20 protein-coding genes are annotated in these 24,162 nt (G+C 47.6%); 9 read left to right on the forward strand and 11 right to left on the reverse strand.

Annotated features, from left to right (window positions below; translation table 11 throughout):
* Positions 1 to 328: 328 nt before the first annotated feature.
* The 5 genes from JFC05_RS01240 to JFC05_RS01260 all read right to left on the reverse strand — a co-directional run bounded on the left by JFC05_RS01240 (position 329) and on the right by JFC05_RS01260 (position 3,457).
* Positions 329 to 943 carry a hypothetical protein gene (locus JFC05_RS01240; protein WP_105243993.1) on the reverse strand — a complete coding sequence of 205 codons (615 nt, stop codon included), beginning with the start codon at positions 941 to 943 and terminating at the stop codon, positions 329 to 331.
* Positions 944 to 984: 41 nt separating this feature from the next.
* Entirely contained in the window at positions 985 to 1,608 is a 624-nt protein-coding gene (locus JFC05_RS01245; RefSeq protein WP_198335418.1) for a hypothetical protein, read from the reverse strand.
* Between the two features lie 164 nt (positions 1,609 to 1,772).
* On the reverse strand, positions 1,773 to 2,522 hold the full coding sequence (locus JFC05_RS01250) for a PhnD/SsuA/transferrin family substrate-binding protein (protein WP_198335419.1): 750 nt from the start codon (positions 2,520 to 2,522) through the stop codon (positions 1,773 to 1,775).
* 3 nt (positions 2,523 to 2,525) lie between these two features.
* Positions 2,526 to 3,020 (reverse strand): PAS domain-containing protein, encoded by a 495-nt coding sequence (locus tag JFC05_RS01255; RefSeq protein WP_192995986.1) that lies wholly within the window; start codon positions 3,018 to 3,020, stop codon positions 2,526 to 2,528.
* Between the two features lie 74 nt (positions 3,021 to 3,094).
* Positions 3,095 to 3,457 (reverse strand): roadblock/LC7 domain-containing protein, encoded by a 363-nt coding sequence (locus tag JFC05_RS01260; RefSeq protein ID WP_192995985.1) that lies wholly within the window; start codon positions 3,455 to 3,457, stop codon positions 3,095 to 3,097.
* A 645-nt stretch (positions 3,458 to 4,102) separates the two neighbouring features.
* Here JFC05_RS01260 and gdhA point away from each other — a divergent pair.
* The 5 genes from gdhA (at position 4,103) to JFC05_RS01285 (ending at position 11,374) form a co-directional block, all read left to right on the forward strand.
* Entirely contained in the window at positions 4,103 to 5,449 is a 1,347-nt protein-coding gene (gene gdhA / locus JFC05_RS01265; RefSeq protein ID WP_198335420.1) for an NADP-specific glutamate dehydrogenase, read from the forward strand.
* Between the two features lie 353 nt (positions 5,450 to 5,802).
* Positions 5,803 to 7,788 carry a glycosyltransferase family 2 protein gene (locus JFC05_RS01270; RefSeq protein WP_198335421.1) on the forward strand — a complete coding sequence of 662 codons (1,986 nt, stop codon included), beginning with the start codon at positions 5,803 to 5,805 and terminating at the stop codon, positions 7,786 to 7,788.
* A 19-nt stretch (positions 7,789 to 7,807) separates the two neighbouring features.
* Positions 7,808 to 9,082 (forward strand): glycosyltransferase, encoded by a 1,275-nt coding sequence (locus tag JFC05_RS01275; RefSeq protein ID WP_198335422.1) that lies wholly within the window; start codon positions 7,808 to 7,810, stop codon positions 9,080 to 9,082.
* A 69-nt stretch (positions 9,083 to 9,151) separates the two neighbouring features.
* Entirely contained in the window at positions 9,152 to 10,357 is a 1,206-nt protein-coding gene (locus JFC05_RS01280) for a hypothetical protein (protein ID WP_198335423.1), read from the forward strand.
* 42 nt (positions 10,358 to 10,399) lie between these two features.
* Positions 10,400 to 11,374, forward strand: coding sequence for a glycosyltransferase family 2 protein (locus JFC05_RS01285; RefSeq protein WP_198335424.1), 975 nt, complete (start codon positions 10,400 to 10,402; stop codon positions 11,372 to 11,374).
* Positions 11,375 to 11,458: 84 nt separating this feature from the next.
* Here JFC05_RS01285 and JFC05_RS01290 read toward each other — a convergent pair whose 3' ends face one another.
* The 6 genes from JFC05_RS01290 to hutU all read right to left on the reverse strand — a co-directional run bounded on the left by JFC05_RS01290 (position 11,459) and on the right by hutU (position 20,161).
* Entirely contained in the window at positions 11,459 to 12,244 is a 786-nt protein-coding gene (locus tag JFC05_RS01290) for a hypothetical protein (protein WP_198335425.1), read from the reverse strand.
* Between the two features lie 164 nt (positions 12,245 to 12,408).
* Positions 12,409 to 13,749 (reverse strand): imidazolonepropionase, encoded by a 1,341-nt coding sequence (gene hutI, locus JFC05_RS01295; protein WP_198335426.1) that lies wholly within the window; start codon positions 13,747 to 13,749, stop codon positions 12,409 to 12,411.
* 293 nt (positions 13,750 to 14,042) lie between these two features.
* Entirely contained in the window at positions 14,043 to 15,122 is a 1,080-nt protein-coding gene (gene hutG / locus JFC05_RS01300) for a formimidoylglutamase (RefSeq protein ID WP_227697343.1), read from the reverse strand.
* Between the two features lie 183 nt (positions 15,123 to 15,305).
* Positions 15,306 to 16,868: a histidine ammonia-lyase gene (gene hutH, locus JFC05_RS01305; protein ID WP_198335427.1), complete on the reverse strand. Its 1,563-nt coding sequence runs from the start codon at positions 16,866 to 16,868 to the stop codon at positions 15,306 to 15,308.
* Between the two features lie 100 nt (positions 16,869 to 16,968).
* Positions 16,969 to 18,360, reverse strand: a complete 1,392-nt coding sequence (locus JFC05_RS01310; RefSeq protein ID WP_198335428.1) for a YjiH family protein — start codon at positions 18,358 to 18,360, stop codon at positions 16,969 to 16,971.
* 67 nt (positions 18,361 to 18,427) lie between these two features.
* Positions 18,428 to 20,161 (reverse strand): urocanate hydratase, encoded by a 1,734-nt coding sequence (gene hutU / locus JFC05_RS01315; protein WP_198335429.1) that lies wholly within the window; start codon positions 20,159 to 20,161, stop codon positions 18,428 to 18,430.
* A gap of 317 nt (positions 20,162 to 20,478) precedes the next feature.
* On the opposite strand from hutU, the gene JFC05_RS01320 reads away from it, so the two are divergent.
* The 4 genes from JFC05_RS01320 (at position 20,479) to JFC05_RS01335 (ending at position 24,030) form a co-directional block, all read left to right on the forward strand.
* Positions 20,479 to 21,228: a UTRA domain-containing protein gene (locus tag JFC05_RS01320; protein WP_198335430.1), complete on the forward strand. Its 750-nt coding sequence runs from the start codon at positions 20,479 to 20,481 to the stop codon at positions 21,226 to 21,228.
* Positions 21,229 to 21,598: 370 nt separating this feature from the next.
* Positions 21,599 to 22,435, forward strand: a complete 837-nt coding sequence (locus JFC05_RS01325; protein ID WP_192995551.1) for an amino acid ABC transporter substrate-binding protein — start codon at positions 21,599 to 21,601, stop codon at positions 22,433 to 22,435.
* Positions 22,435 to 23,172, forward strand: coding sequence for an amino acid ABC transporter permease (locus JFC05_RS01330; RefSeq protein WP_276511251.1), 738 nt, complete (start codon positions 22,435 to 22,437; stop codon positions 23,170 to 23,172). The genes JFC05_RS01325 and JFC05_RS01330 overlap by 1 nt, the downstream gene beginning before the upstream one ends.
* A 114-nt stretch (positions 23,173 to 23,286) precedes the next feature.
* A complete protein-coding gene (locus tag JFC05_RS01335) occupies positions 23,287 to 24,030 on the forward strand; it encodes an amino acid ABC transporter ATP-binding protein (RefSeq protein ID WP_198335431.1) in 744 nt (247 codons plus the stop codon).
* Positions 24,031 to 24,162: the final 132 nt, after the last annotated feature.

The raw sequence follows: 24,162 nt of genomic DNA on the forward strand, positions 1-24,162 counted from the left end.
AAGTAAAGGTTGGCATACGTCAAAGGTCAGTATGACGCAATACGGTGCTAGCTACTGTTACGTATGAGGGTAGTATCGTTGCGAAGTGTGCCGCCGTCAGCTATCTCGTTGCTTATATAAAAGCATGGCGGTATGGTATAAAGATAAAGGAGGGCGTTGTGGATAAAAATAGCGCGCACCGCACCAAGTTGTCTGCTATAAACACAAACATAGAAGTGGGGTGCGTGCCTCTTAATGAGAATATGATACGTCAGTCATGTCTATTTTTATGTTTATGTTTATAAAAGTCATGACCGTCACGAGTTATGAGCAAGTACGCCATAGATGCTTAATTTAAAAATCGGAGTCCAGAGGTTTTGAGTGCCCAAACCAGCTCTACAAAAGCGCGGCTATTGGTGAGCGGCTCGCCATCGATGATCAGCACATATCCTGAGCCATCAATCCACAAAAACACAAAACTGGTCTCAGGAATCAACAAGTCAACCTGCTGAAAAAACGAAATTGCTTGGCTTTCTACTGCCCAGCCGCGTTGTTTTTGGCGCAGCATAAAGCCTGAAAAGTCAGCCGCCGCCACACTCAGCATATCCGCTTCTTCTTGGTTATAGCCGATGCGCGCCAGACAAAAGCCCTCATCAGAGCCGATAGCGGCACGGCGCTTACCAGATAGGCTTGCGACGACATAAGGCAAAAACTGATCCAATGGTAAGTTGGGCGCGGGCAAAAACAGGGACAACTTTTCGATCCAGCCGGCCTCTATAAAGCGCTGTAACCACGTCTCAGAGTAGCGCTCTAGCCAATCAGCGGCGAGTAGGGTTTGCTCATAAGAGAGTAGGTCTTGTAACGATAGCTGCTCCTCTGTAGGTTCGCTTTGGGAAAATGCCTCAAAAATACCGGCTGGGGTTAGGGTAAGATAGGTTTTATCAGCATTTAAGTAAGAGGACATAGCGGCTACCATTGTGATGAAATTATAAAATAGGTGATAAGTTAAGTTTTGATGTTTTTGGTTTGGTCAAGACGTTGTTGGCAGTTGTTCCAGCGCTCGTCAAAGTGCCAGTCGCTTTTGCCTAAGCGAAACCAAACCAAAGAAAAAGCCAGACGGTCATTGCGAGCGATACAGTGGGCAAAAAACTCGTTTTCGATTTGTTCAATCGTGCCCCAGTCCTCCTCGGCACGTGCTTGCATCAGCTCGGCGGTGATGTCTTTGGAGATTTCTTTGGCATCGTCGCTACTGATGCGCAGTCGCTGTTTTTGCTCATTGAGCGACGGCGATATCAATACACTCCAACGCGTCGCCAGCATACTGTTGCGCTGGATGTAGCGTTTTTTGTCAATGCAGTCGCGAAAGCCTTGTGCAACATGAGGGTACAGACGGTCTTTAATACGGGTAAATAGGTTATTGACATCGTAAGGAATATCGTACCAGCAGCCATAAAAAAAATCTGCCACCGCGCCCTGTAGCGGTTCTTTTTCGCTCAGCAGTAGGGCAGCGTTGATACGCTGCTCATGAAAGTGACGATTGGCAGGTGCCAAAAATACTTTGCGTGAGTAAAAGCGAAACGCACGGCGCGCCTCGGTTTCGGCTTCTTTGATCAGATCTACATCAGACATAACAGGATCCTTTAGGTCACATCTTCGTTGCGGTTATTCTTGCCTGGATAGCGGCTGCGCCTATGGTGTGGTGTTGTATGGACATGACCCAATAATCACGGCGATGACGACTGTCATCGACCATGAAAAAATAAAATCAGCCAAAGCAAGATAGCAAGTAACGACTAATCAAGCAAGGTTTCCATCAAATCAATCATAAACTCGGCGTCTTCTTCATCCATGGCCTCAAATCCTTGCGGCATACCCAGCTCGGCCAATGCTTCTTGACCGTCTGGGTCGTTGTGCAGGTTGAGTATGGCATTCATAAAGATATCGGTATCTGGAAAATCGTCTTTGATCAGCAGCACATGACTGATATCAGCCAAATCACTTTCGATCAGTACCGATAGCTGAGCTTTGGTCAGACGAGAAAAACTGTGAAATACCTCTGCCAAAAAGAACGCTGCCTGCGCATCGCCTTTGATGACTTTACGCGCCGCAGCTTGATATGTTTCGGTGACATCCCAGCTCAGATCAGACTCTGCTATATCGACAGCCTCAAGCAGGCGCAAACCGATCAGCTTGACATCGCGGTTGTTTGCCATCGCGATGGTGGCACCAGCTTTGATATCTTCTAAGGCGTTGATGTCGCTGTTGGCACCAGCGGCGATGACCATTTCGTCAGATTTGCCGATAGGACGTGCGACCGCTTTGTAGCCTTGTTCACGGATCAAAGTTACCGCATCAAAAGGATTGGCATAGATGACCTGAATGTCCCCAGCCGTGATGATTTGTTGTTGCTCTGCGTGTGAGGCTGGCGTATTTAGGTGCATGTTTAAGTTGGCACGCTTTTGAATCAAGGTGTTAAACATATGCCAACCTGCAAAACGCTCAGGCGAAAAATCAGGGGCGATTAACATATTGTGTGTCGTCATGATTTAGCCTTCCTCATCTTGTTTCATTTGGGCGTACTGAGCCATTGCCGCTTCGATTTTGCTGCGTGATGGCTTGCGGCGTACTGAAGTGTATCCTACAGTTTCACCGCGGCGAACATTGGGCACGACCGTGGCATATACCCAGTAGTGACTGCCGTCTTTACATAAATTTTTGACATAGCCATGCCACTTCTTTCCAGCTTTTGCTGTGTCCCACAAGTCTTGATAAGCCGCTTTTGGCATATCAGGATGACGCAGAATATAGTGCTGTTGACCGATGAGCTCATCGACGTGGTAGCCACTAATCTCGACAAAGGCGTCGTTGACGTGAGTGATAATGCCGTCTAAATCGGTACGCGAGACAATGAGCTTACCATCTGGGTAGGGACGCTCTACACCTGTATCATAGACAGTCCGAGAGGTGCCATCATAGTAAGTTAGCGTCATCTGCTCAGCTGGCATATCCGGCTTTGGTGCATCAGGGATTGGAGAACCCATAGTAATCTCCTTTATTTATCGTTGTATTTATCTATCGTTGTATTCGTCGTGATTGACTGGCAAATAATGATCGATTAAATAAGTTTTGCTAGGGCTTCTGAGGCGCGTTTGATGTCCAAAAAGATCAAACCGAGCTTGGCGTTTGACTTGGCCATGATAGTCAATACCGCTTCATCGCCTGCTGAGGTCATGATGACATAGCCTTTTTCGCCTTGGATCATAATACGATCGATACTACCACGCGCCAGCTCGCGACCTGCACGGTCACCCAATGACAATAAAGCGGCTGACATAGCGCCAACACGGTCTTCATCAACGCCTAACGGTAGGGCTGATGCGATCATTAGACCATCGTTAGAAATTAGGGCAGATGCTTCGACATCGGCAGATGAGCTGTTTAGGTCTTCCAAGATTTGCTGGAACGAATCTGTACGCATATCACTTTCTCTATGACGGGTTATTGAATGGATGAGATCACTATCAGCGACACTAAAAAGGGCTGAAGCAAACGCCGATCATTATAAACCCTTACTACTTATATTGATATATGTTACAGCAAACAAATGGTTGGGTTCTGCTATTTTTTGACCATCTAGTTGTCATTATCAACCTTTTATCTGCTGTTTTTAATTTTAAGACGAACTAAAGTTGGCGATAGGGTTTATTTTTTCTATTTGGCTCAGCCACTTGCAATCAGACAGTAGGCCTGTAGCAATTTTTGTTTCATTTACCCAGCGCTTTACTTTATGTTCTCAATGCCTAGCAGCCTGCGTAGCGGCCAGACAAACGAATGATTTATACAAAAAACGTTGACCATAACTTTTCATGATAGTGATATTCACTAGACTTATACCCCAAAAAAATGATATATAGTTATAGGATAGAAACGGTCATTGCTACTGAGCGTCTTGTTCAGGCGTCACATTATCCCGCTTTTCTACTCCCATGAGCCTCTATATACCGCAGTGTATAGGGGCGATTGTAGTCTTACATCAATGTCCATAATCCCCTTCGTTTGTTGCCATACGACGCGACATCGATGTAAATAAACACGTCCACCATTTTTACCCTAAGGAACCTATATGAGTATCAGTCAGGCCATCGAAAAAGTCGAAGCGCGTTACGCCCATCAACCTGAATTTGTCCAAGCCGTCAAAGAAGTGGCACTGACTATCGCGCCTTTATACGATGCCCATCCTGAATTTCAAAAAATGAAGATATTCGAGCGTTTGGTTGAACCAGATCGTATTATCTGCTTTCGCGTCAACTGGGAAAACGATAAAGGTGAGGTACAAGTCAACCGCGGCTGGCGTGTCCAGTTCAGCAACGCTCTTGGCCCTTACAAAGGCGGCGTACGGTTTCATCCAACCGTCAACCAGTCAGTGCTTAAGTTTTTGGGCTTTGAGCAAATATTCAAAAACGCTTTGACGGGTCTGCCGATGGGCGGCGGTAAAGGGGGCGCTGATTTTGATCCTAAAGGCAAAACAGACAGCGAAATTCGCCGCTTTTGCTATGCGTTTATGCGTGAGCTGCACCACTATGTCAATAAAGACATCGATGTGCCAGCTGGTGATATCGGTGTCGGCGGTCGTGAGGTCAGCTATATGTTTGCCATGTACAAAAACTTAACGCGCGAATACGGTGGCGTGTTGACAGGTAAGGGGGTGGGATTCGGTGGTAGCTTGATGCGTACAGAAGCGACAGGCTACGGTGCGGTGTACTTCTTAGAAAACATGCTCGCTGCTCAAAACGAAAGTATCGAAGGCAAAAAAGTACTGGTCTCAGGGGCAGGCAACGTCTCGCTCCATGCCGCCGAAAAAGCCTGCATGCTAGGCGCGACAGTTCTGACGGTCTCCGACTCACAAGGGACGCTCTATGATGCAAATGGCCTAAATCAAGAAAAAATCGATTGGCTAAAAGCGCAAAAAGCCCAGAGTAAGCCGCTGTGCGATTATGTCGATGTCTATGGTGGTGAGTGGTTCGCGCAGCAAAAGCCTTGGCACATCAAAGGTGATATCGCCATTCCATCAGCCACACAAAATGAAGTCAACGAAGACGATGCCAAACATATGGTCGAAAACGGCATCAGATATATCGTCGAAGGCGCGAACATGCCGCTGACAGCAGAGGCAGTCGATCATATCCGTTTGCACCGTGTGCACTATGCGCCAGGTAAGGCAGCAAACGCAGGCGGCGTGGCAGTCTCAGGTCTTGAGATGTCACAAAACTCGGTACGTCAATACAAAACCTTTGAAGAAATAGATGAGCGCCTAAAGCGCATCATGAAAAACATCCATGACGGCGCGGCTGAAGCATCAGCAAACTATGGTCAAACGGACAACGGCTATATCGACTATATGGCAGGGGCCAATATCGTTGGCTTTAAACGGGTGGCGGACGCACTGTGCGCTTATGGTATCTTAAACTAACACCTTCTGTCTGCTGAGGCACTGTCAAATACCGCACTTATCATATATAAGTGCGGTATTTTTTTGTCTGTATAAAATATTTATGAGTGCAAAGACTGGTTGTAAACTCGAGGTAGTAGACGCCGGCTAAAGTTTTTTGGGTTATAAAGTATTAATTTATAAAAGTTTTTACATATTTTACTTGAAGTTACATTAATCTATTTTTTTAGACAGTTTATAAGTAATTATCACCGATCTTTTTGACTATCATCAATTATCTCAGTGTTTATCGCACGGGTTTATATCATCAATCATTCATATCGCGGGCAAACGATGCCGCTGACAATGTCGATATATTTATCAAAGGATGAATCATGACAGTCAATAAGGAGGTCTATTCTGATGGCCGCTCAGGTATGTCGGGCTTATATCCAATGATACAGGATACGCCAAATGCTGAGCGGTTTGCTTGCAGCGTTGGTCAGAATCATAACGATAATGGCCGTGAAGATATGAACAATCGAGCGGCGCATGTCTTTGGTGCTTATCCACCAGCCTCCAAACGCGCGCAGACCAGCTGTTATAAAGACCCTGCATTAAACATAAACAACCATATAAACAAGCAAGTAACCAGCCATCTACGTAGCAATGATTGCCTAAAGCCCTACCGCCAAAACACCCAAAAGGGTATAGAAAATGACACAAACAATGGCATGCAACCTGTCGGTAAGTTTGAGCGGATGGAGCGTCTAGCAGGCGATGCGTTCAGTACTATCGATCAGGCGATGACTCATTTAGAGGGCGCGCAGCCGATACGCTTGAGCTTTCAGTTGATGACCCGTGCTGAGCCTACCACAATGGTGATTGCGACCATACAATCGCTACTAGCCATCAAAGCGGCCGACGATGAGATTTTAATCATAGATAACAACCATACTAAGCGTGAGCTTTATAAGCCTTTGGCAGATTTTTGTCATGGCTTAGAGCCGCATTTCAATGTGCATTTTTATCATATCGATGCGGTGGTAGGGTTTAAGTCTGGTGCGCTCAACTTGGCGCTAGGACTGATGAACCCTAGCGCCAGTCATGTGGTGGTGGTCGATAGTGATTATCAGGCGTTGCCACATGCTCGTGATGCCATTATCAGCGCGATCCACGAGTATCCTGAGCATGCTTTATTGCAGTTTCCGCAGTTTTATCGTGATGCAGATAAAGCGGATGTCCATAGCGAATTAAACCATTATTTTAACCATCACTTATATCGATCTTTTAATCGTCAGCGGGCGTTATCTACCGGTACTTACGCGGTGATACGCCGAGATGCTTTAGTGGGTTTAGGCGGCTGGTCAGGAGAGTCCATTACTGAAGATGCGCAGATGGGGGTGCTGCTCCATCGTATGGGTTTGTACAGTCGTTTTATACCCAAGGTGATTGCTACCGGTATATTGCCCACCACGCTGTGTGATCTGATCGCTCAGCGGCAGCGCTGGGTATATGGCAATGTACAGGTGCTCAACCGTTACTTTGTTACGCCGTCATCTCTAACCGCTGATAGCAGCGCAAATACAAATGTAAGCCAGACGATGGGCGAGCGTTTGCAGTATATGCGTGCGCATTTTTCGCAGCTGAGTGCCTGGATTAATTTCACGGGGATTTTTATCGTGCTGCATGTCTGTACGCTGCTTATCGTGCTGGCGGCTTTGATAATAGGCGCACAGGTGGATATGGCGATGTTGCTTACGCCCTTATATGTGGTTTATGCCGCTTATGGCGTGTTTTTGTTGCGACGGCTGTGGGCCTATGCGCAAGACCACTCACCGCTTAATCAGCAGGTAGCTCAGCACGTTACGCCAACCTTTACCAATAAGCTACGAGCGTGGGCAATGCACCTAAACTTTTGGGAAATCGGCGCGTTGTCATGGTGGCCTGTGCTGTGGGGCCGCGACAAGCCATTTGTGTGTACGCCCAAACAGGCGGTGATTAGTAGCCGCCGCAGCGTATGGCAGGCCAATGTTTGTGCCTTACCAAAACTGCTACTCATACTTAATGTCATTACCTTAGCCGTGACCTCACCGCTATCAGCGCTGTATTCGCCTTTGTTATTTGTCAGTGCGCTTGTGGTCACTGTCCTCAAGCTATGGTCAGCAAAAGTGGCTTTTGATAATTATGGGTATCCACCTGAGGTGGATGACCGCTATGCTAATGAGCATGATACGTATGACGAGATCAATAACACTGTAAACCAAAGTTGTGTGATTAAAAATAATATCGCTAAAAATAACAATACCGCTAGAGATAATATTACTAAAAATAAGCGCCCAAATAACACCGATCCAATAAAAAAATATATGGCTGAATAAAATAATAAATGGATGACGTATGTTGACTTCTATCAAAACCAACCCAAATAGTCATATAAAAGCTAAAACCCCTAACATCGTTATGGATAAAATATATGACTTGCCTGAGTCACCGGCGGCGTGTGAGACAACCGATGGGGCAAGCGCTAAAGTAAGAAGACCACTGCGTATTGCCATCATCGCGCACTCGTTATATCCCATTGCCCAGCCTTATGCAGGTGGTCTTGAGATGATCACTCAGCTGATCTGTGATGAGCTGGTGGCGCAAGGCCATCAGGTGTTGCTCTACGCTCATGCGGACAGTCAAACCCATGCCACACTAGTACCCTTTATGACCCGTGATGAATTTGAAAAAACAGTTTATGCCGATGAGCATGAGTCAGTAGAGATGAGCCGCGAGGAGCTGTATCAGTATTTGATCTACCAGCAGGCGCTGCGCGATATCATTAGCCGTGATGAGCAAGGAATGATAGATGTGGTACACAATCATAGCTTGCACCATGTGCCGATGATGATGGGGCAGGCGTTTGCCGCGCGGTTTTTTACCACGTTTCATACGCCGATTTTTCCGCAGCTGCGTCTGGCACTACTGACGCTACGGCAAGGCACTCAAACCCAATTTACAGCGATCAGTGGTCATCAGCAGCAGCTATTTGCTGAGTTTGTGCCCTCGCATGTGGTCTATAACGGCATCGATGTTCACTCATTTACTGCCAATACAAACCCAATTGCTGATGAAGTGTATTTTTGGTACGGGCGTATCTGTCCTGAAAAGGGTACGCATTTGGCGATGGAATATTGCAAAGCGGCAGGTAAGCGCCTAATTATTGCAGGTCCCAAAAGTAATGAGGAATACTTCGATGACTATGTGGCACCGCTGTTAGAGGTAGATAGGAATAGCGATATGCCGTTATTTGATTATGTTGGTCATTTAAATAAGGATCAAATCAACAAGCAGTTAAGCCAAGTCACCGCCATGCTATTTACCAGTACTTGGGATGAGCCTTATGGTCTGACGCTCGCTGAGAGCCTCGCTTGCGGTACACCTGTGATTGGCTTCGATGTCGGTGCCAGTGCTGAGATTATCACGCATCAGACGGGCATTATCGTACCCAAAAAGGATAAAAAGGCATTTATACAAGCGTTTGCTGACATTCAGCATATTTCACGAGCAGCCTGTCGTGCTCGCGCTGAGCAGTTTTGTTCAGTCGCTGCGATGGTCGATGGTTATCTGCGTTTATATGAGCAGGCAGTAGCGGTCGATGACAGCGATAGCATCCAAGACACGCCCTAGCATTCTCTCCTTTTTTCTTTATGTCGTGACTATCAATGACTGCCTTCATCTCTTAGGAGCTTTTTTACCATGCGTATCGGCTACTATGCTCATCACCACGGCTCGGGGCACTGCCGCCAAGCAGACAAACTGGCCGCCTTATTACCACCAGAGCTGCGTTCGCAAATGACGGTGTTTACCAGCTTACCGGCTGATGGTTATCGTTTTAGCAGTATAAATAATGAGCACATCGTACGTTTAGACGCTGAGGATGAGCGACCAGATGATGTGCTAGCGGGGCGAGCAGGTGAGTATTGGCAGCCAAGCTGTTTGCACTACTCGCCAGTGGGCAACAAAGACATTCAAAGACGCAGTTGGCAGCTGCTTGATGAGATACATCAGCGCCAGATTGACCTGATGATTATTGATGTTAGCGCCGAAGTGGCTATGCTATGCCGTACCGCTAGTGTGCCTTATCTCTATGTACGGCTGGCAGGCGAGCGCGATGATGCGCCGCACTTAAACGCCTTTGCGGGCGCGCTTGGATTGTTAGCTCCTTATCCTAAAGCATTGGAGGCGGCAGCCACGCCGGACTGGGTACGACAAAAAACGCTATATCTGGATTTTTTGCCAAGCAAAGCCCAAGGTTTGCTTAGCTTTTGTGAGTTTATGGACGAGCTTATGACATTGACTCATGATGATGCTATTCATAAACAACTGGTCGCCAGCGTCGATAAGTCTTTTATCGTTACTGTGATTAAAGGCTATGGCGGACACGAAGCGATTGATGCCAAGTTGCCAAAGCTACGCCAAATACTACCAGACGCTATAATCGTCTCTCTTGGCCCTATCGATGATGAAGTACGGCATTGTGTCGATATTGCCGCCCACGTCGATGATGTGACGCCATTTATCGCCTATAGTCATCTGCTATTGATGGCGTGTGGCTTGAACGCAATTGCGCAGGCCTATGATTATGCCACGCCGCTTATTGTATTGCCTGATGTGCGCCCGCACCATGAGCAAGAAGTGATGGCAGAAGCGTTAATCGAACAAGGTCGTGCGCTTAGTTGGCCACAGTTTATCGCCACAGCCTCTAGTATGGATAGTCAGAACCTATTGTCTTCTCTCTCCACGAATAATAAGTCAATTGACCATGAGCAGGCTGCTTTGACAGATAGGCAAGCCAATTTGGCGGCGCAACGCTTTATGAATAGCATTGCTGACTATATTTCTGTAAAAGATTGGTTTGCAGAATGGTTGTTGCCGCAGTTGGACTTAAAACTTAAGAAATAAGAAATAACAAAGAAATTTATAATAATAAGAGCAAATATTTCCATGACAACGACAACCAGAGTTCAAGACGCCGCACATAACACCATTCCCGTGAGTGTAATAACGACTTGCTATGGGCGCAATCGACATCTTTACAATCTACTTGCTAGTCTGGCGCAGGGCAGCGTCAGGCCGCGCGAGGTGGTTATCGTTAATGATGACGCCGAGGCTGAACGTCTGGCAGACTACGATTTAAATATTATTCAGATAGCAACGACTACAGCGACTGAGCATGGATTGACGAGTAGCGCCTCGTTTGATATCGGTCGTAACCGTAATCTTGGCGCTGCACGTGCTAGCTATGAGGCTATGGTTTTTTTGGACGTGGATTGTATCGTCGCCTATGACTTTATCGACGGGTTATATGATAAATTGCAAACGCATCCTGATGCGCTACTGATGGGCCAGCCACGTTATTTAACGCGCCCTTTGACGGATGATGAAGGTAGTCAACTACAGCAAGGTCGAATGGCCGCCGACGCCTTGGACAAGCTATCGGTATTTAACCCTTATCGTGATAACTTTACCCAACATCGCAATGACAATGTCGATGCTAATATTAAAAAAACGCAAGACTATGGCGCATTTTGGAGTCTTTGCTTTGCGATAATGCGCCATCAGTTTGAGCGGATTGGCGGCTTTGATACCGATTATGTCGGCTACGGCGCTGAAGACACAGATTTTGCTTTTATGGCACGTGCTTTAGACATTGATTTTTATTTGACCAACGACGTGGTTTACCATCAGCAGCACAGCGTCTACCGGCCGCCACTCAATCATCTCGATAGCATAGTGATTAATGCCAATCGCTTTTATGACAAATGGCAGCATTGGCCGATGGCAGGCTGGCTGGCAGCGTTTACGCAGCTAGGTTTGATTGACTGGCAAGAGGCGCAGACAGTGCCTATTGAGATTCTTCGTCAGCCAAGTAGCGCTGAGATTGACGCCGCACATTATTCAGATGCGCCTTATGTGTAGACGGCTCTTAGTTCTGCTAATCCCGATGCGTCACTAGTATCAATGAGTAGTTAGTATCAATGAGTAGTGAGTTTTGATGGGCAACTAATACTGACGGATAATCTCCACACCTGTCGGCGGCGTTGCAAGCGCTTGTCGCTCAAACGCCCAATTATGACCTTCCCAAAAATGCGCGGTTTTATCATCATTATTAAAACCCAACATCACTATTGATAGCAGCGTCTCAGCTTTCTGTTTTTGCTGAATATGCAGGCGGGCAGATAACAGTAACCGATATAATAAAAACCCTGACGTCGGCGCAGAGGAATGAATATTAGTAAAGATAGGATAATCCGCCACTACTTTATGCTGCTCTGATAGCACAGCGCAATGCTCATCGCTACGTAATAGTTTCTCAAGCGGTTCTGGAATCTCTAGCACTCGGTTATCCGTTATGGGATCATCAGCGGGGTTTGGATCATCGCATGGCATGGGAAACTGATAGGCAGCATTCCCAAACAAGATGCCAAGCGGTGCTTGCTTAGTCATATCGAGTATTGCTGTCACACTATTGCTGCGAGGCGGTAGGCCAAAATGCAGTTTACTGTCACCGATTTGTCTAAAAAATAGTAGCTTTGGCAAATCTTTGGCGAGCGGATGATGGGCAAAGAAGTCTGCATGAATAAAGTCATTAAATAACACCAACATATCAGTAGGCTGCAATAACGTCTTTAAGATCGCTGTGTCTATCGACGGGTTGTTGGCGATCAATATCACACGCTGGCTTTGTATTAGCCGCGCCTGCATGATAGGCGGTAGCGCAGCAAATGCTTCTGCGGCAAGATGGCTACTACTGGTGTTTGATAATGGTTGCTCAGGCATATCTGGCATATCAATGTAGTTAAGGTATAGACGGTGGGTTAGGTTTTTGTCATGTGCTCATTATAGTATAAAGAAGAAGGTGCCTAGGCTTGTTTGAGTTTTGAAAATAGAAAAAATCTGGCAATAAGGTATTGCCAGATTTTTTGTTATGAATAGGTTTTTATAGTGGTTTGTTATACCGCTTCACGCCATCTGCCTTGTACCATGATACCTGCGATAGGGTTTAATCCCATTTGATAAGCAAGGTCAGCAGGACGGGCGATGTCCCATAATACCAAGTCAGCATCACAGCCCACTTCTATCTTGCCTTTTTTGGCGAGGCCTAATGCTTGCGCTGCATGTACGGTCGCCCCTGCCAACACTTCTTCAGTAGTGAGATAAAATAAGGTACAGCCCATATTCATCGTCAATAATAGCGAGGTGAGCGGCGAGGTGCCGGGGTTGCAATCGGTTGAGATAGCCATCGGCACCTGATGCTTGCGCAATGCTTCAATCGGTGGCAGCTTGGTATCACGCAGCGTATAAAAAGCCCCTGGCAATAGCACGGCTACCGTGTTGCTTGTGGCCATTTTTTTGATATCATCTTCTGCCAAGTGCTCAAGATGGTCGCTTGATAATCCTTGGTATTCTGCTACCAAAGCGCTGGCACCTATGTTTGAGAGCTGCTCAGAATGCAGCTTTACAGGTAAGTCTAATGAGCGAGCAACATCAAAGACGCGCTTAATCTGGTCACTACTAAAGGCGATGTTTTCACAAAAACCATCGACCGCATCGATTAAGCCCTCGCTATGTAAGATGGGCAACCACTGGCAAACTTGCTCGATATAGTCATCGGCACGGTCTTTATACTCTAGCGGTAGCGCATGGGCGGCCAAATACGTGGTGCTAACATGAATGTGGTGTTTGTCGCCGAGCGCACGGGCGACTTTTAGCATTTTACGCTCAGTGTCTAAGTCCAGCCCATAGCCTGATTTGATCTCGATACTGGTCACGCCCTCGCGCATGAGGGCGAGCAGACGTTTTTCACTTTGGGTAAATAGTTCTTCCTCATTCGCTGCGCGGGTGGCGCTAACAGTTGAGACGATGCCGCCACCTTGCGCGGCGATATCTTGATAACTGGCACCTTGCAAGCGTGCTTCGAACTCATTGCTGCGATTGCCGCCATACACGATATGGGTATGACAATCGATGAGTCCAGGCGTGATCCAGTTGCCATGTACGTCTTTGATTTGATCGCTTTTATAATGAGTCAGATGCGGCTTGATTTGCTCATACGTACCAACCCATGCGATTTGGCCGTCTTTGATACCGATAGCGGCGTTTTCTAACTGACCATAAGGGGTGCTTTTGTTTTGATCATTGCTTTGATTGTTGCTCTGATTGTCACTGTAAATATCAAAGCCGTATTGCGCTGAAAAGGTGGCAAGATGGGCATTGATAATGAGGTGATCAAATGAAGTCAGGATGGAGTCGTTTATATGCATTTGATCTGTAGGATTTGTTGTATGAGTCATGGTGTGCTCCTGCTTATTAGTATAGATTTAGTGCAGCCATCCATAGTCCGTTTATTTTAAAATGGACAGTGTGTCGTTGGTAAAAACGCTTCTTGCTGTGGTGCTGCTGACAGAGGGTGTGCAAAATTTACTTCAGTAACCTTGTATGGTTGGTTTATTTTAAAAATGTTATAGCGTGACTGGTACAAATAATTTTACTCGCTTGTTGTGCGCAAGCGAGACAAAGGCTTCGCAAAATTTATCCCAGTCACTTATATCAATAGCAACCACATTTTGATTCTATGTCGATTTATTTATACTAAAAGTAAATGCTGCTCGATAATAGTCGCTAAGAGGCGAGCGGCGACTTTACAGCTGCGTGCATCAATATCAAAGGTCGGGTTAATCTCAGCGATATCAGTCATTTTGACTTTGCCTGATGCCATGATATGTTTGACCGCGCGCTCAACGAATGCCAAATTAATACCATAAGCGGCGGGCGCACTAACACCCGGTACCACGCTTGCTGGCAAGCAATCCATGTCAATGGTTAAGTAGATGACATCAACGTCATTGATAAAGGTCTCTATTTGCGCCGCAAGTTTTTTCCATTTCTTATTGGCGCAATCTTCGTCATTGATAATATGCACGCCTAACTGCTCAGCACGGTCGAAAAGCGCGGCAGTGTTGGAAAACCGGCTGACACCGATACAGCAATAGTGAAATGGCTGATCTTGCGCTTCAAGGTGCTCGGCTATTTGGCGAAAGGGTGTACCAGAGGTGGCGACATCAGACTGACGAATGTCCAGATGCGCATCAAAGTTAATAATGCCAATACGCAGCGGCGCATCGTTGTTACTGGTAGCATTTGCCTGCTGTAGCGCCTGCCACAATCCCAAAAAGCTACCATAAGCGATGGCATGACCACCACCAAGTCCGACGGGCAGGCCGCCTTGCTGGATAATGTGACTGACTTTATCAGCATAGGTTAATTGAGCTTGCTCAAGGCTACGCTCGGCAAAATCATCATTATCATGACAATGTATGTCACCAGCATCACCCAGTAGCGTTGATAGTTGCCCATCAAAGCGTTGTTGTAACTCGGCGATGACGGGCAGCGCAGCAAATGCCTGACGAATCAAAGGCGGAGCAGCTCGTGCACCCACGCGTCCTTGATTACGTCTGACACCTTGGTCACAAGCGAACCCAACCAGTCCAACGCGCTGGCCGTTTTGCTGGTTGTTTTGTTGACTGCTGCTATCAAAGGTATAAGGCTGCGCTATTTGATACCAATAGCGGGCGCGCGCAGTTTCAAACGGCTCGGCACGTCCAGTCCAGCGGCTCATATCAGCGGCGCTGTGGCTCACGGCTGTGTCAGGCATTGGTAGGCTCATTGCTGATTTCCTTTAATCCGTATTGCTTGTGTATAGTCGATCCGCTATAAAATAAGTACAGTGCGACTGGTATAAATTTTCTTTGCTTGCTGTGTGACTTCGTCACTCCAGAGGCTGCGTAAAATTCATCCCAGCAACGCTATGTCATTTTTAAAGTGAATTGACTATATAGAAGGATGCTGTTTATTTAGACTCGTACCAATCACTACGCAGTGCCTGCCAATGCTTTGTCAGTGCGCCATCTAATACCAGCTGTTTTGCCGCTTCGATATCAGGGGCTAGGTAGCGATCTTTGTCATAAAAAGTCACCTGTTCACGCAGCTTTTGATGCGCAGCCTGTAATGCTTCGGAAGTAGCAAGGTTATGATGGAAGTCAATCCCTTGACCAGCAGCCAATAGCTCAATACCAACGATGGTAGCGGTATTTTGCGCCATCTCATATAGGCGGCGGGCGCTATAGGTGGCCATCGACACATGGTCTTCTTGGTTGGCAGAGGTTGGGATGCTATCGACACTGCCTGGGTGAGCCATAGACTTATTTTCTGAAGCCAGCGCTGCGGCCGTCACGTGAGCGATCATAAAGCCGGAGTTTACCCCCGCATTTTCTACCAAAAATGGTGGCAGGCCACCTGATAAGGTTGCATCAATCAATAACGCCACACGGCGCTCAGACATAGAACCAATCTCAGCGATTGCTAAAGCGAGCATATCTGCGGCAAAGGCCACTGGCTCGGCATGGAAGTTACCCCCTGAGATAGCCACTGGACCATCTTCATTGTTAAAAATAAGGGGATTATCCGTTACTGCATTGGATTCTATTAATAACGTCTTGCCTGCTTGGTTGATGATATCAAGGCAAGCGCCCATCACTTGTGGCTGGCAGCGTAAGCAGTACGGATCCTGCACGCGATCATCTTGCTCGTCATTGTGCGAAGCACGAATAGCACTGCCTTTAATCAGCTGACGATGCGCTTTGGCGATCTCTATCTGACCGTGATGACCACGCACCTCATGAATACGGGCATCAAATGGCGCATCCGAGCCTTTGGCAGCATCGATAGACATGGAGCCGACGATGGTGGCGGTCTCAAGTAAATCTCTTGCTAAGAAATAACCGCGCAATGCCAGTGCCGTTGAGACCTGTGTACCATTGATTAGGGCAAGGCCTTCTTTGGCCGCTAGGGTGATAGGCTTAAGACCATGCTGCGCTAGTGCCTCAGTGGCAGGGACTTTTTTGCCGTCAACGTAGACGTCACCTTCGCCCATCATCGCCAGCGTCATATGCGATAAAGGCGCAAGGTCACCAGAAGCCCCAACGGAGCCTTTGGCCGGAATGTTTGGGGTAATTTGATGATTAATTAAGCCAAGTAAGCTATCGACGACCTCGCGGCGGACGCCAGAGACGCCTTGAGCAAGGCTGGCTACTTTCATCACCATAATTAGCCTGACCACGTTGTCTGGCAGTGCCTCACCAGTACCGACTGAGTGCGAGACGATCAGGTTGCGTTGAAGCAACTCAAGCTGGTCATCACTGATACGGGTCTTGGCTAATAGACCAAAACCAGTATTGATACCATAAGCGCTCTTATCACGTGCGATGATGGTACGTACATCGTCATGTGAGGCATCGATTGCCTCATAAGCGCTGGCGGGTAAGGTGAGGTGGACAGGGTGATTATAGATATCACGTAGCATCTCAAAGCTTAGCTTACGTGGATGGAGAGTCAGGGTTTTGATAGCGGTCATAGGAGAGTCCCAAAGTTAAAAAAAATATGAATAATATGCTTTAGTGTTCTGATTTACTTAATGGTATCGGCTCGGCGCTGATGCTGGCAGATGACGCGATTTAAGCCATCCAGCCTACATACATAGCAAAATGTCCGAACGCGGCTGCGAGTAGGATGCTAAGGGCCACACGCTCAAACCATATGACGATCATTTTGCCAACCGATAATGGAATTTCTGTTGCGAGTACACACGGAATCATGGCAGAAAAAAACAGCACGCTGCTAATCGATATCACCCCAGCGACGTAGCGTGTTAGGATATCTGCCTCACTGAGTAGTAGGGCTGGCAAAAACATTTCAGCGAGCCCAGCAGACATACCTTTAGCAGCCACTAAAGGCTCTGGCAAGCCGCCGAGCCACGTAAATGGATACAAAAGCAGACCCAATACATCAAACACCGGGGTGTATTTGGCTAACAAAAGACCGGTCAGCCCGACAGCAATAATCGAGGGCACAATGGCAGCAGCCATCATAAGACCATCGCGAAAATTGGACCATAAAATCTGTTTTAGGTCAGTTGCCTGACGCGACGTCGCTAAGCCTAAATCAAAAGCGGCGGCCAGCCGTTTGCCACGGGTATGATCGAGTGGCGGGCGTTCAACGTCATTGTCAAAAAGGCTGACGGGCGGAATACGAGCGGTAATAGCGGTGACGATAAAGGTAATCACCAGTGTTGACCAAAAAAATATATTCCAAAACTCCATCAAGTTTAAGGTTTTGGCAACAATCACCATAAACGCTGCCGATACCGTAGAAAACCCAGTCGCAATAATGACGGCTTCACGCGCTGAGTATTGTTTTTGTAGGTACACACGATTGGTAATCAATAAACCAATAGAGTAACTACCCACAAAAGACGCAACGGCATCAATAGCTGATGAGCCAGGCGTTCTCCAAATCGGTTTCATAATCGGCTGCATCAGCACACCGACCATCTCAAGCAAACCAAAACCCACCAAAAAAGCCAAGATTAATGCCCCAATAGGTACAATCATACCCACGGGTAATGCCAGCTTTTCAAACAAAAATGGCAGCATATCAGCTTCCATCATATAGGCAGGGGCGGTGCCAGTCATATACATCACCGCCAAAACCAAACCGATTATCTTAAACACGGTCAGGGTCTTGTGGGTGAGGTTCTTGCGCCATGAACCGTCTATGAATGGCTTGCCAACACCAAATATCATCAGCAAAAACAACAAGGTCACAGATAAAGTGTGTTGCTGAGTGACCAGATAAGTGGCCCCATGATCAAACAAAATCGTGCTTTTGTCACCGATGGTAAAGGGTACAAAAAACATCACCAAGCCAATAGCGCTACATACGATTAGCTGTATTAGTGCGATGGGTTTAGATAGCAGCTTTTCAGACCGTAGGCTAGCAGGTGCTGGACTGTCTAGAGGCGTTCTAGGCACAGAGCTGCCTGGAGGCAAAATATCACGTTCAGACATATTATCGTCCTTGATAAAGTGTTGATGATGTCCTTATATCATCCGAGCATATAAGGACAGTAGCAAGCTATTTAATCATCGGCAGATGTAAACCATAGTCCTTGGCGGTTTTGATCGCCAGCTCGTAGCCGGCATCGGCATGACGCATCACCCCTGAGCCGCAATCATTGACCAGTACGCGCGCCAAGCGCTTGGCTGCGCTCTCTGTACCATCGGCGACGATGACCATGCCAGAGTGCTGCGAGTAGCCCATGCCCACGCCGCCGCCATGATGCAATGATACCCAAGTGGCGCCGCCTGCGACATTGAGCATACCATTTAATAGCGCCCAATCCGACACCGCATCTGAGCCGTCTTTCATGCTCTCAGTTTCACGGTTTGGGCTGGCGACAGAGCCTGTATCCAAATGGTCACGGCCGATGACGATGGGGCCTTTGAGCTCACCGTTTTTGACCATCTCGTTAAATGCCAAGCCTGCTTTATCACGCTCGCCCAGACCTAACCAGCAAATGCGGGCAGGTAGACCTTGAAATTGAATACGCTCTTTTGCCATATCCAGCCAGCGATGCACATGGGCGTTTTCAGGGAACAGCTCTTTGATTTTTTGATCAGTTTTGTAGATATCTTCTGGGTCGCCTGATAGCGCCACCCAACGAAACGGCCCTTTACCTTGACAAAACAGTGGTCGTACATAAGCGGGGACAAAACCTGGGAAATTAAAGGCGTCTTTTACCCCTTCATCAAAGGCCACTTGGCGGATGTTATTACCATAATCAGTGGCAGGGATACCCATGTCTTGTAGATCCAGCATGGCCTGTACGTGTACGGCACAAGAGACGGCAGCAGCTTTGCTCAACGCCGCGTGTTGCTCTGGGTTTTCTTGTGCTGCTTTCCACTCATCAACGCTCCAGCCACTTGGCAAATAGCCATTGATTAAGTCATGAGCAGAGGTTTGATCAGTGACTAGATCAGGTTTGATTTCACCTGCATTGGCGCGCTTGACCATCTCAGGCAAGATATCGGCGGCGTTACCAAGTAGGGCGATAGAGACGGCTTCACCAGCGGCGGTATGCTGCTTGATCAGCTCATAAGCATGATCGAGATCGTCCGCTTGCTTATCGACGTAACCGGTGCGCAAACGAAAATCGATGCTGGATTGCTGACATTCGATGTTCAAAGAAGTCGCACCAGCAAAGCTTGCGGCCAATGGCTGCGCGCCGCCCATACCGCCAAGACCAGCGGTCAATATCCAGCGTCCGCTCCAATCGCCATCATAATGCTGGCGGCCTGCCTCGACAAAGGTCTCATAAGTGCCTTGGACGATGCCTTGGGTGCCGATATAAATCCAGCTCCCAGCGGTCATCTGCCCATACATAAACAAGTCTTTACGATCCAGCTCGTTAAAATGCTCCCACGTTGCCCAGCGCGGGACAAGGTTAGAGTTGGCAATGAGCACGCGCGGTGCATTTTCATGAGTTTGAAAGACGCCAACGGGTTTGCCAGATTGTACGAGTAAGGTCTCATCGTCTTCTAACTCTTTAAGAGAGGCGAGGATTTGATCATAGCTCTCCCAATTACGGGCAGCGCGTCCGATACCGCCATAGACGACTAGGCTCTTTGGGTTTTCGGCCACGTCAGGATGTAGATTATTTTGAATCATACGATAAGGCGCTTCGGTCAGCCAACTTTTACAATGTAGCGTACTGCCAGTGGGCGCAGCGACTTCACGGCTGTCATCACGGCGGGTAAAGGTGTTTGCCTTAAGGGTGTTGTTTGTGGTGGTTTCCTTGGCAGTAGTCATGAACAGATCCTTTTGAGTGTGCGTCGCTTATTTACGCCGTGTATTTACGTGGTCTATTTGCGCGGCATTTAGCGATAATATTGAAAGTACCTAATAAGTTGTATATACAAATTATCAAAGATTTATTTTTCATGCAAGCATTTTTTGTATGGGGTAAGATCTTTGGCGTACGTCTGTCTTAGTACCGGCTTTTCTTTGTCTTCTGTGGTCGGTGATCCAACGCAGATAGTGATGAATGGATGAGGGCTGCCGCGGCGACGGATGGTCATGGTATTATGAGGCTATTATTTTGCTAAAACTGACGGTAAAACACGGACATGACAAAACAAGTTCCCGCTTATCAGCGGATCAAAAACGCAATCTTGGACAATATTCACTCAGGGAAGTGGCAAGCAGGTGAGGCCATCTCTACAGAGATGGCGCTGGCTGAGGAGTTTGATGTATCGCGCATGACGGTCAACCGCGCGCTAAAAGAGCTGAGCGAGGAGCGGGTGCTGGAGCGCCGGCAAGGCTCAGGGACCTTTGTCGCCCAGCAGCAGTTTAATCATACCTTTGTAGAGGTGCGCAATATCGCCCAAGACTTGCGCTCGGCTAACCGCGATTATCAAGCGCAGGTGGTGAGCAAACGTGTGATCACCGCAAGTATGCTAGATGATGAGCTGCGCCGTAAGTTTGCTATCGACAGTGCGGCAATCACAGGCGAGAGGAGCTCGGCGGATAGTAGTGCGGCGGTCTTATACGAAGTAAAAATCATTCATTTTGCGGATGCTCAGCCCATACAGTTTGAAGAGCGCTGGGTCGATGCAAAAAAGCTGCCTGAGTTTATCGAACAAGACTTTAGCATTATCAACACCAGTGAGTACTTGATTGCCAAAAGTCCACTGGAGCGCGGTAGCTATACCATTCAGGCGCTAGCAGCACCAGATGAGATCGCCGCGCTGCTACAGATTGCCCCGCAGTCTCCCACATTGGTGCTGAGCCGTCAGACCTATTCAGCAGGGAAGGTGTTGACCTTTGTCAAAATGTGGCACGCAGGGGAGCGCTATCAGTTCTCAGGCGAGCTGTGACCATAAACGGACAGAGCTGGCTGTTGCTCACTGTTTTTGTACGTTTATTCTTACCTAAGTGCGCTAGTATAGAAACAATGGAGTTTTTTTGTTTTAAACCCTTTGTTTAAAAGATAGGGACAGGCTGTGATAAGAAAATGCAGAAAGTAGCCAATGCAGTATTGAAAAACTTATCTGCAGTCCTCAAATCGGGCAGCTAAAGCCGATGCGCGCTGTGCGGACACTGTCCAAATACGATTTGTTTGTAAAGGTGTTTGCCTGCATGGTTTTATCATACTGTTTTCTTATACAGCTTTGGCCTACAGCATGGGTACCCTATATTTTTGCTAGACACTTTTAGACTTATTCATTCATCTTATAAGGACGCCTTATGAAACGTCGTACTCTTTTAGCCCTCGCCGCCAGCACAGTCCTGCTCGCTGCTTGTGGTCAGTCTACTACCAATGACGCCGATAGCAATGCGACTGATAACGCCGCGAGCGGTGGCTCTGATATGCTGCAACGCATCAACGATGGCGGCACGATCAATGTGGGTACTGAGGGTACCTATCCGCCGTTTACCTATCACGATGAAAGCGGCAAGCTGACCGGCTACGACGTGGAAGTCACCCGTGCGGTGGCGGATAAGCTCGGCGTCGATGTTGAGTTTAAAGAAACCCAGTGGGATGCGATGCTAGCTGGTCTCGACTCGAAGCGTTTTGATATGGTAGCCAACCAAGTCAGCCTAACGACGCCTGAGCGCCAAGCAAAGTACGACCTCGCGCAGCCTTATAGCTGGTCTGGCGCTGTGGTACTAGCGCCCACCGATGACAATCGTTATGGCTCGTGGGATAACCTAAAAGGTCTACGTAGCGCCCAGTCGTTAAGCAGTAACTATGGTGAGCTGGCCGAACGCTATCAAGCCGAAATCGTCCCTGTCGATGGTATGGCGCAAGCGATTCAGTTGGTCAAGCAAGACCGCGCTGACTTTACCATGAATGACAATTTGGCCGTACTTGATTATCTAAAAAAATTCCCAGATAGTGGCCTTGAGATCAAGCTGGTTGCTCCGGCCGACGAGCAGCGCGGTTCAGGTTTGGTACTATTAAAAGGCAATGACGCTGTCGTGACGAAGTTAAATGAAGCCATGAGCGAGTTGCATGCCGACGGCACGCTGACCAAGCTTAGCGAAGAATTCTTTGGTGCTGATATAAGTCAACAAAAATAATGCTAGCGTCTCTTACCTCAGCGTTAACCGATTTATTGGCACTGCTGCCCTTTATGAGTCCTGATCGGGCGCAAATCGTTATCGACTCGTTTTGGCCGATGCTCAAAGGCGGTATCTATTATTCGATACCGCTGGCTTTGATTTCGTTTGCCATCGGTATGATGATTGCGCTGGTCGTGGCGCTGATTCGTATCGTACCGCGGACAGGCTGGTTTCATGAGGTGATTTATAGACTTGCACGTATTTATGTGTCGGCGATTCGTGGCACGCCGATGCTGGTGCAGCTGTTTATTATCTTTTATGGTCTGCCAAGTGTGGGGGTCAAGCTTGACCCCTTTCCCTCAGCGATTATTGCGTTTTCGCTCAATATCGGTGCTTATGCCTCAGAGACGGTACGTGCCTCGATTTTGTCGATTCCAAAAGGCCAGTGGGAAGCAGGCTCGACGGTCGGTTTGACGTATCTGCAGACTTTTCGCCATGTCATTTTGCCGCAAGCGTTACGGGTATCGGTACCGCCGTTGTCCAATACCTTTATCAGTCTGGTCAAGGACACGTCATTGGCGTCGCTGGTATTGGTCACAGAGCTGTTTAAGCAAGCGCAGATCATTACCGCCCGCAACTATGAGTTTATGCTGGTCTATACCGAAGCGGCTTTTATTTATTGGGCCATTTGTCTGTTTTTGACCTTTATCCAAGGCAAACTTGAGACCAGACTCGATCGTTATGTGGCCAAATAACCGACAATTATTGACCACTGCCGCCATTTCACTTAAGCGACGAGCCAAGTATGGTAGTAGCTATTTGTTTACTCGTGTTTTGTTATTATTCTTTATTTGTCAGCGGAAACCTCTATGATTCAAGTCAGTAATATTCACAAAGCCTTTGGTGACAATCAAGTGCTAAAGGGCATCGACTTGACCATCGAAAAAGGCAAGGTGGTGGTGATACTTGGGCCGTCAGGGTCGGGAAAAACCACGTTTTTGCGCTGCTTAAATGCGCTGGAGATACCCGATCAAGGCATTATTGCTTTTGATGATAATAGTTTAAGTGTAGATTTTAGCGCTAAGCCAAATAAAAAAAAGCTATTGGCCTTGCAGCGTAAGTCGGGCATGGTGTTTCAGTCTTACAATTTATTTCCGCATAAAACAGCGATAGAGAACCTAATGCTTGGGCCGACGGTGGTACAAGGGCAAAGCAAAGCCCAAGCGCGTACGCAGGCGCTGGCCTTGCTTGATAAGGTGGGGCTTGCGGACAAAGCCGATCTGTATCCGTTTCAGCTATCAGGTGGTCAGCAGCAGCGCATCGGCATTGCCCGCGCTTTGGCCATTGAGCCGTCGCTGTTATTATTCGATGAGCCAACCTCAGCGCTTGATCCGGAGCTGGTACAAGATGTGCTTGAGACCATGAAGCAACTGGCAAGTGAGGGCTGGACGATGGTGGTGGTGACCCATGAGATAAACTTTGCGCGCGATGTCGCCGATCATGTGGTATTAATTGAGGATGGCCATGTGGTTGAAGAGGGCAGCGCCAAGCAGCTGTTTGAGCTATCCACTCACCCGCGTACGCAAGCGTTTTTGCAGCGTATCGAGCAGTAATGGGGCGCAATAGATACTGTCTGGCGCAAATTCACTACTTTTAAATAAGCCTTTATGCAAAAAATAGCCCCAACGATGACATCATGGTTGGGGCTTTATTTGTTTTTAAGCTATTTTTTCACTGGGGCTTTT

The organism is Psychrobacter celer, assembly GCF_016107555.1.
Taxonomy (GTDB): Bacteria; Pseudomonadota; Gammaproteobacteria; order Pseudomonadales; family Moraxellaceae; genus Psychrobacter; species Psychrobacter celer.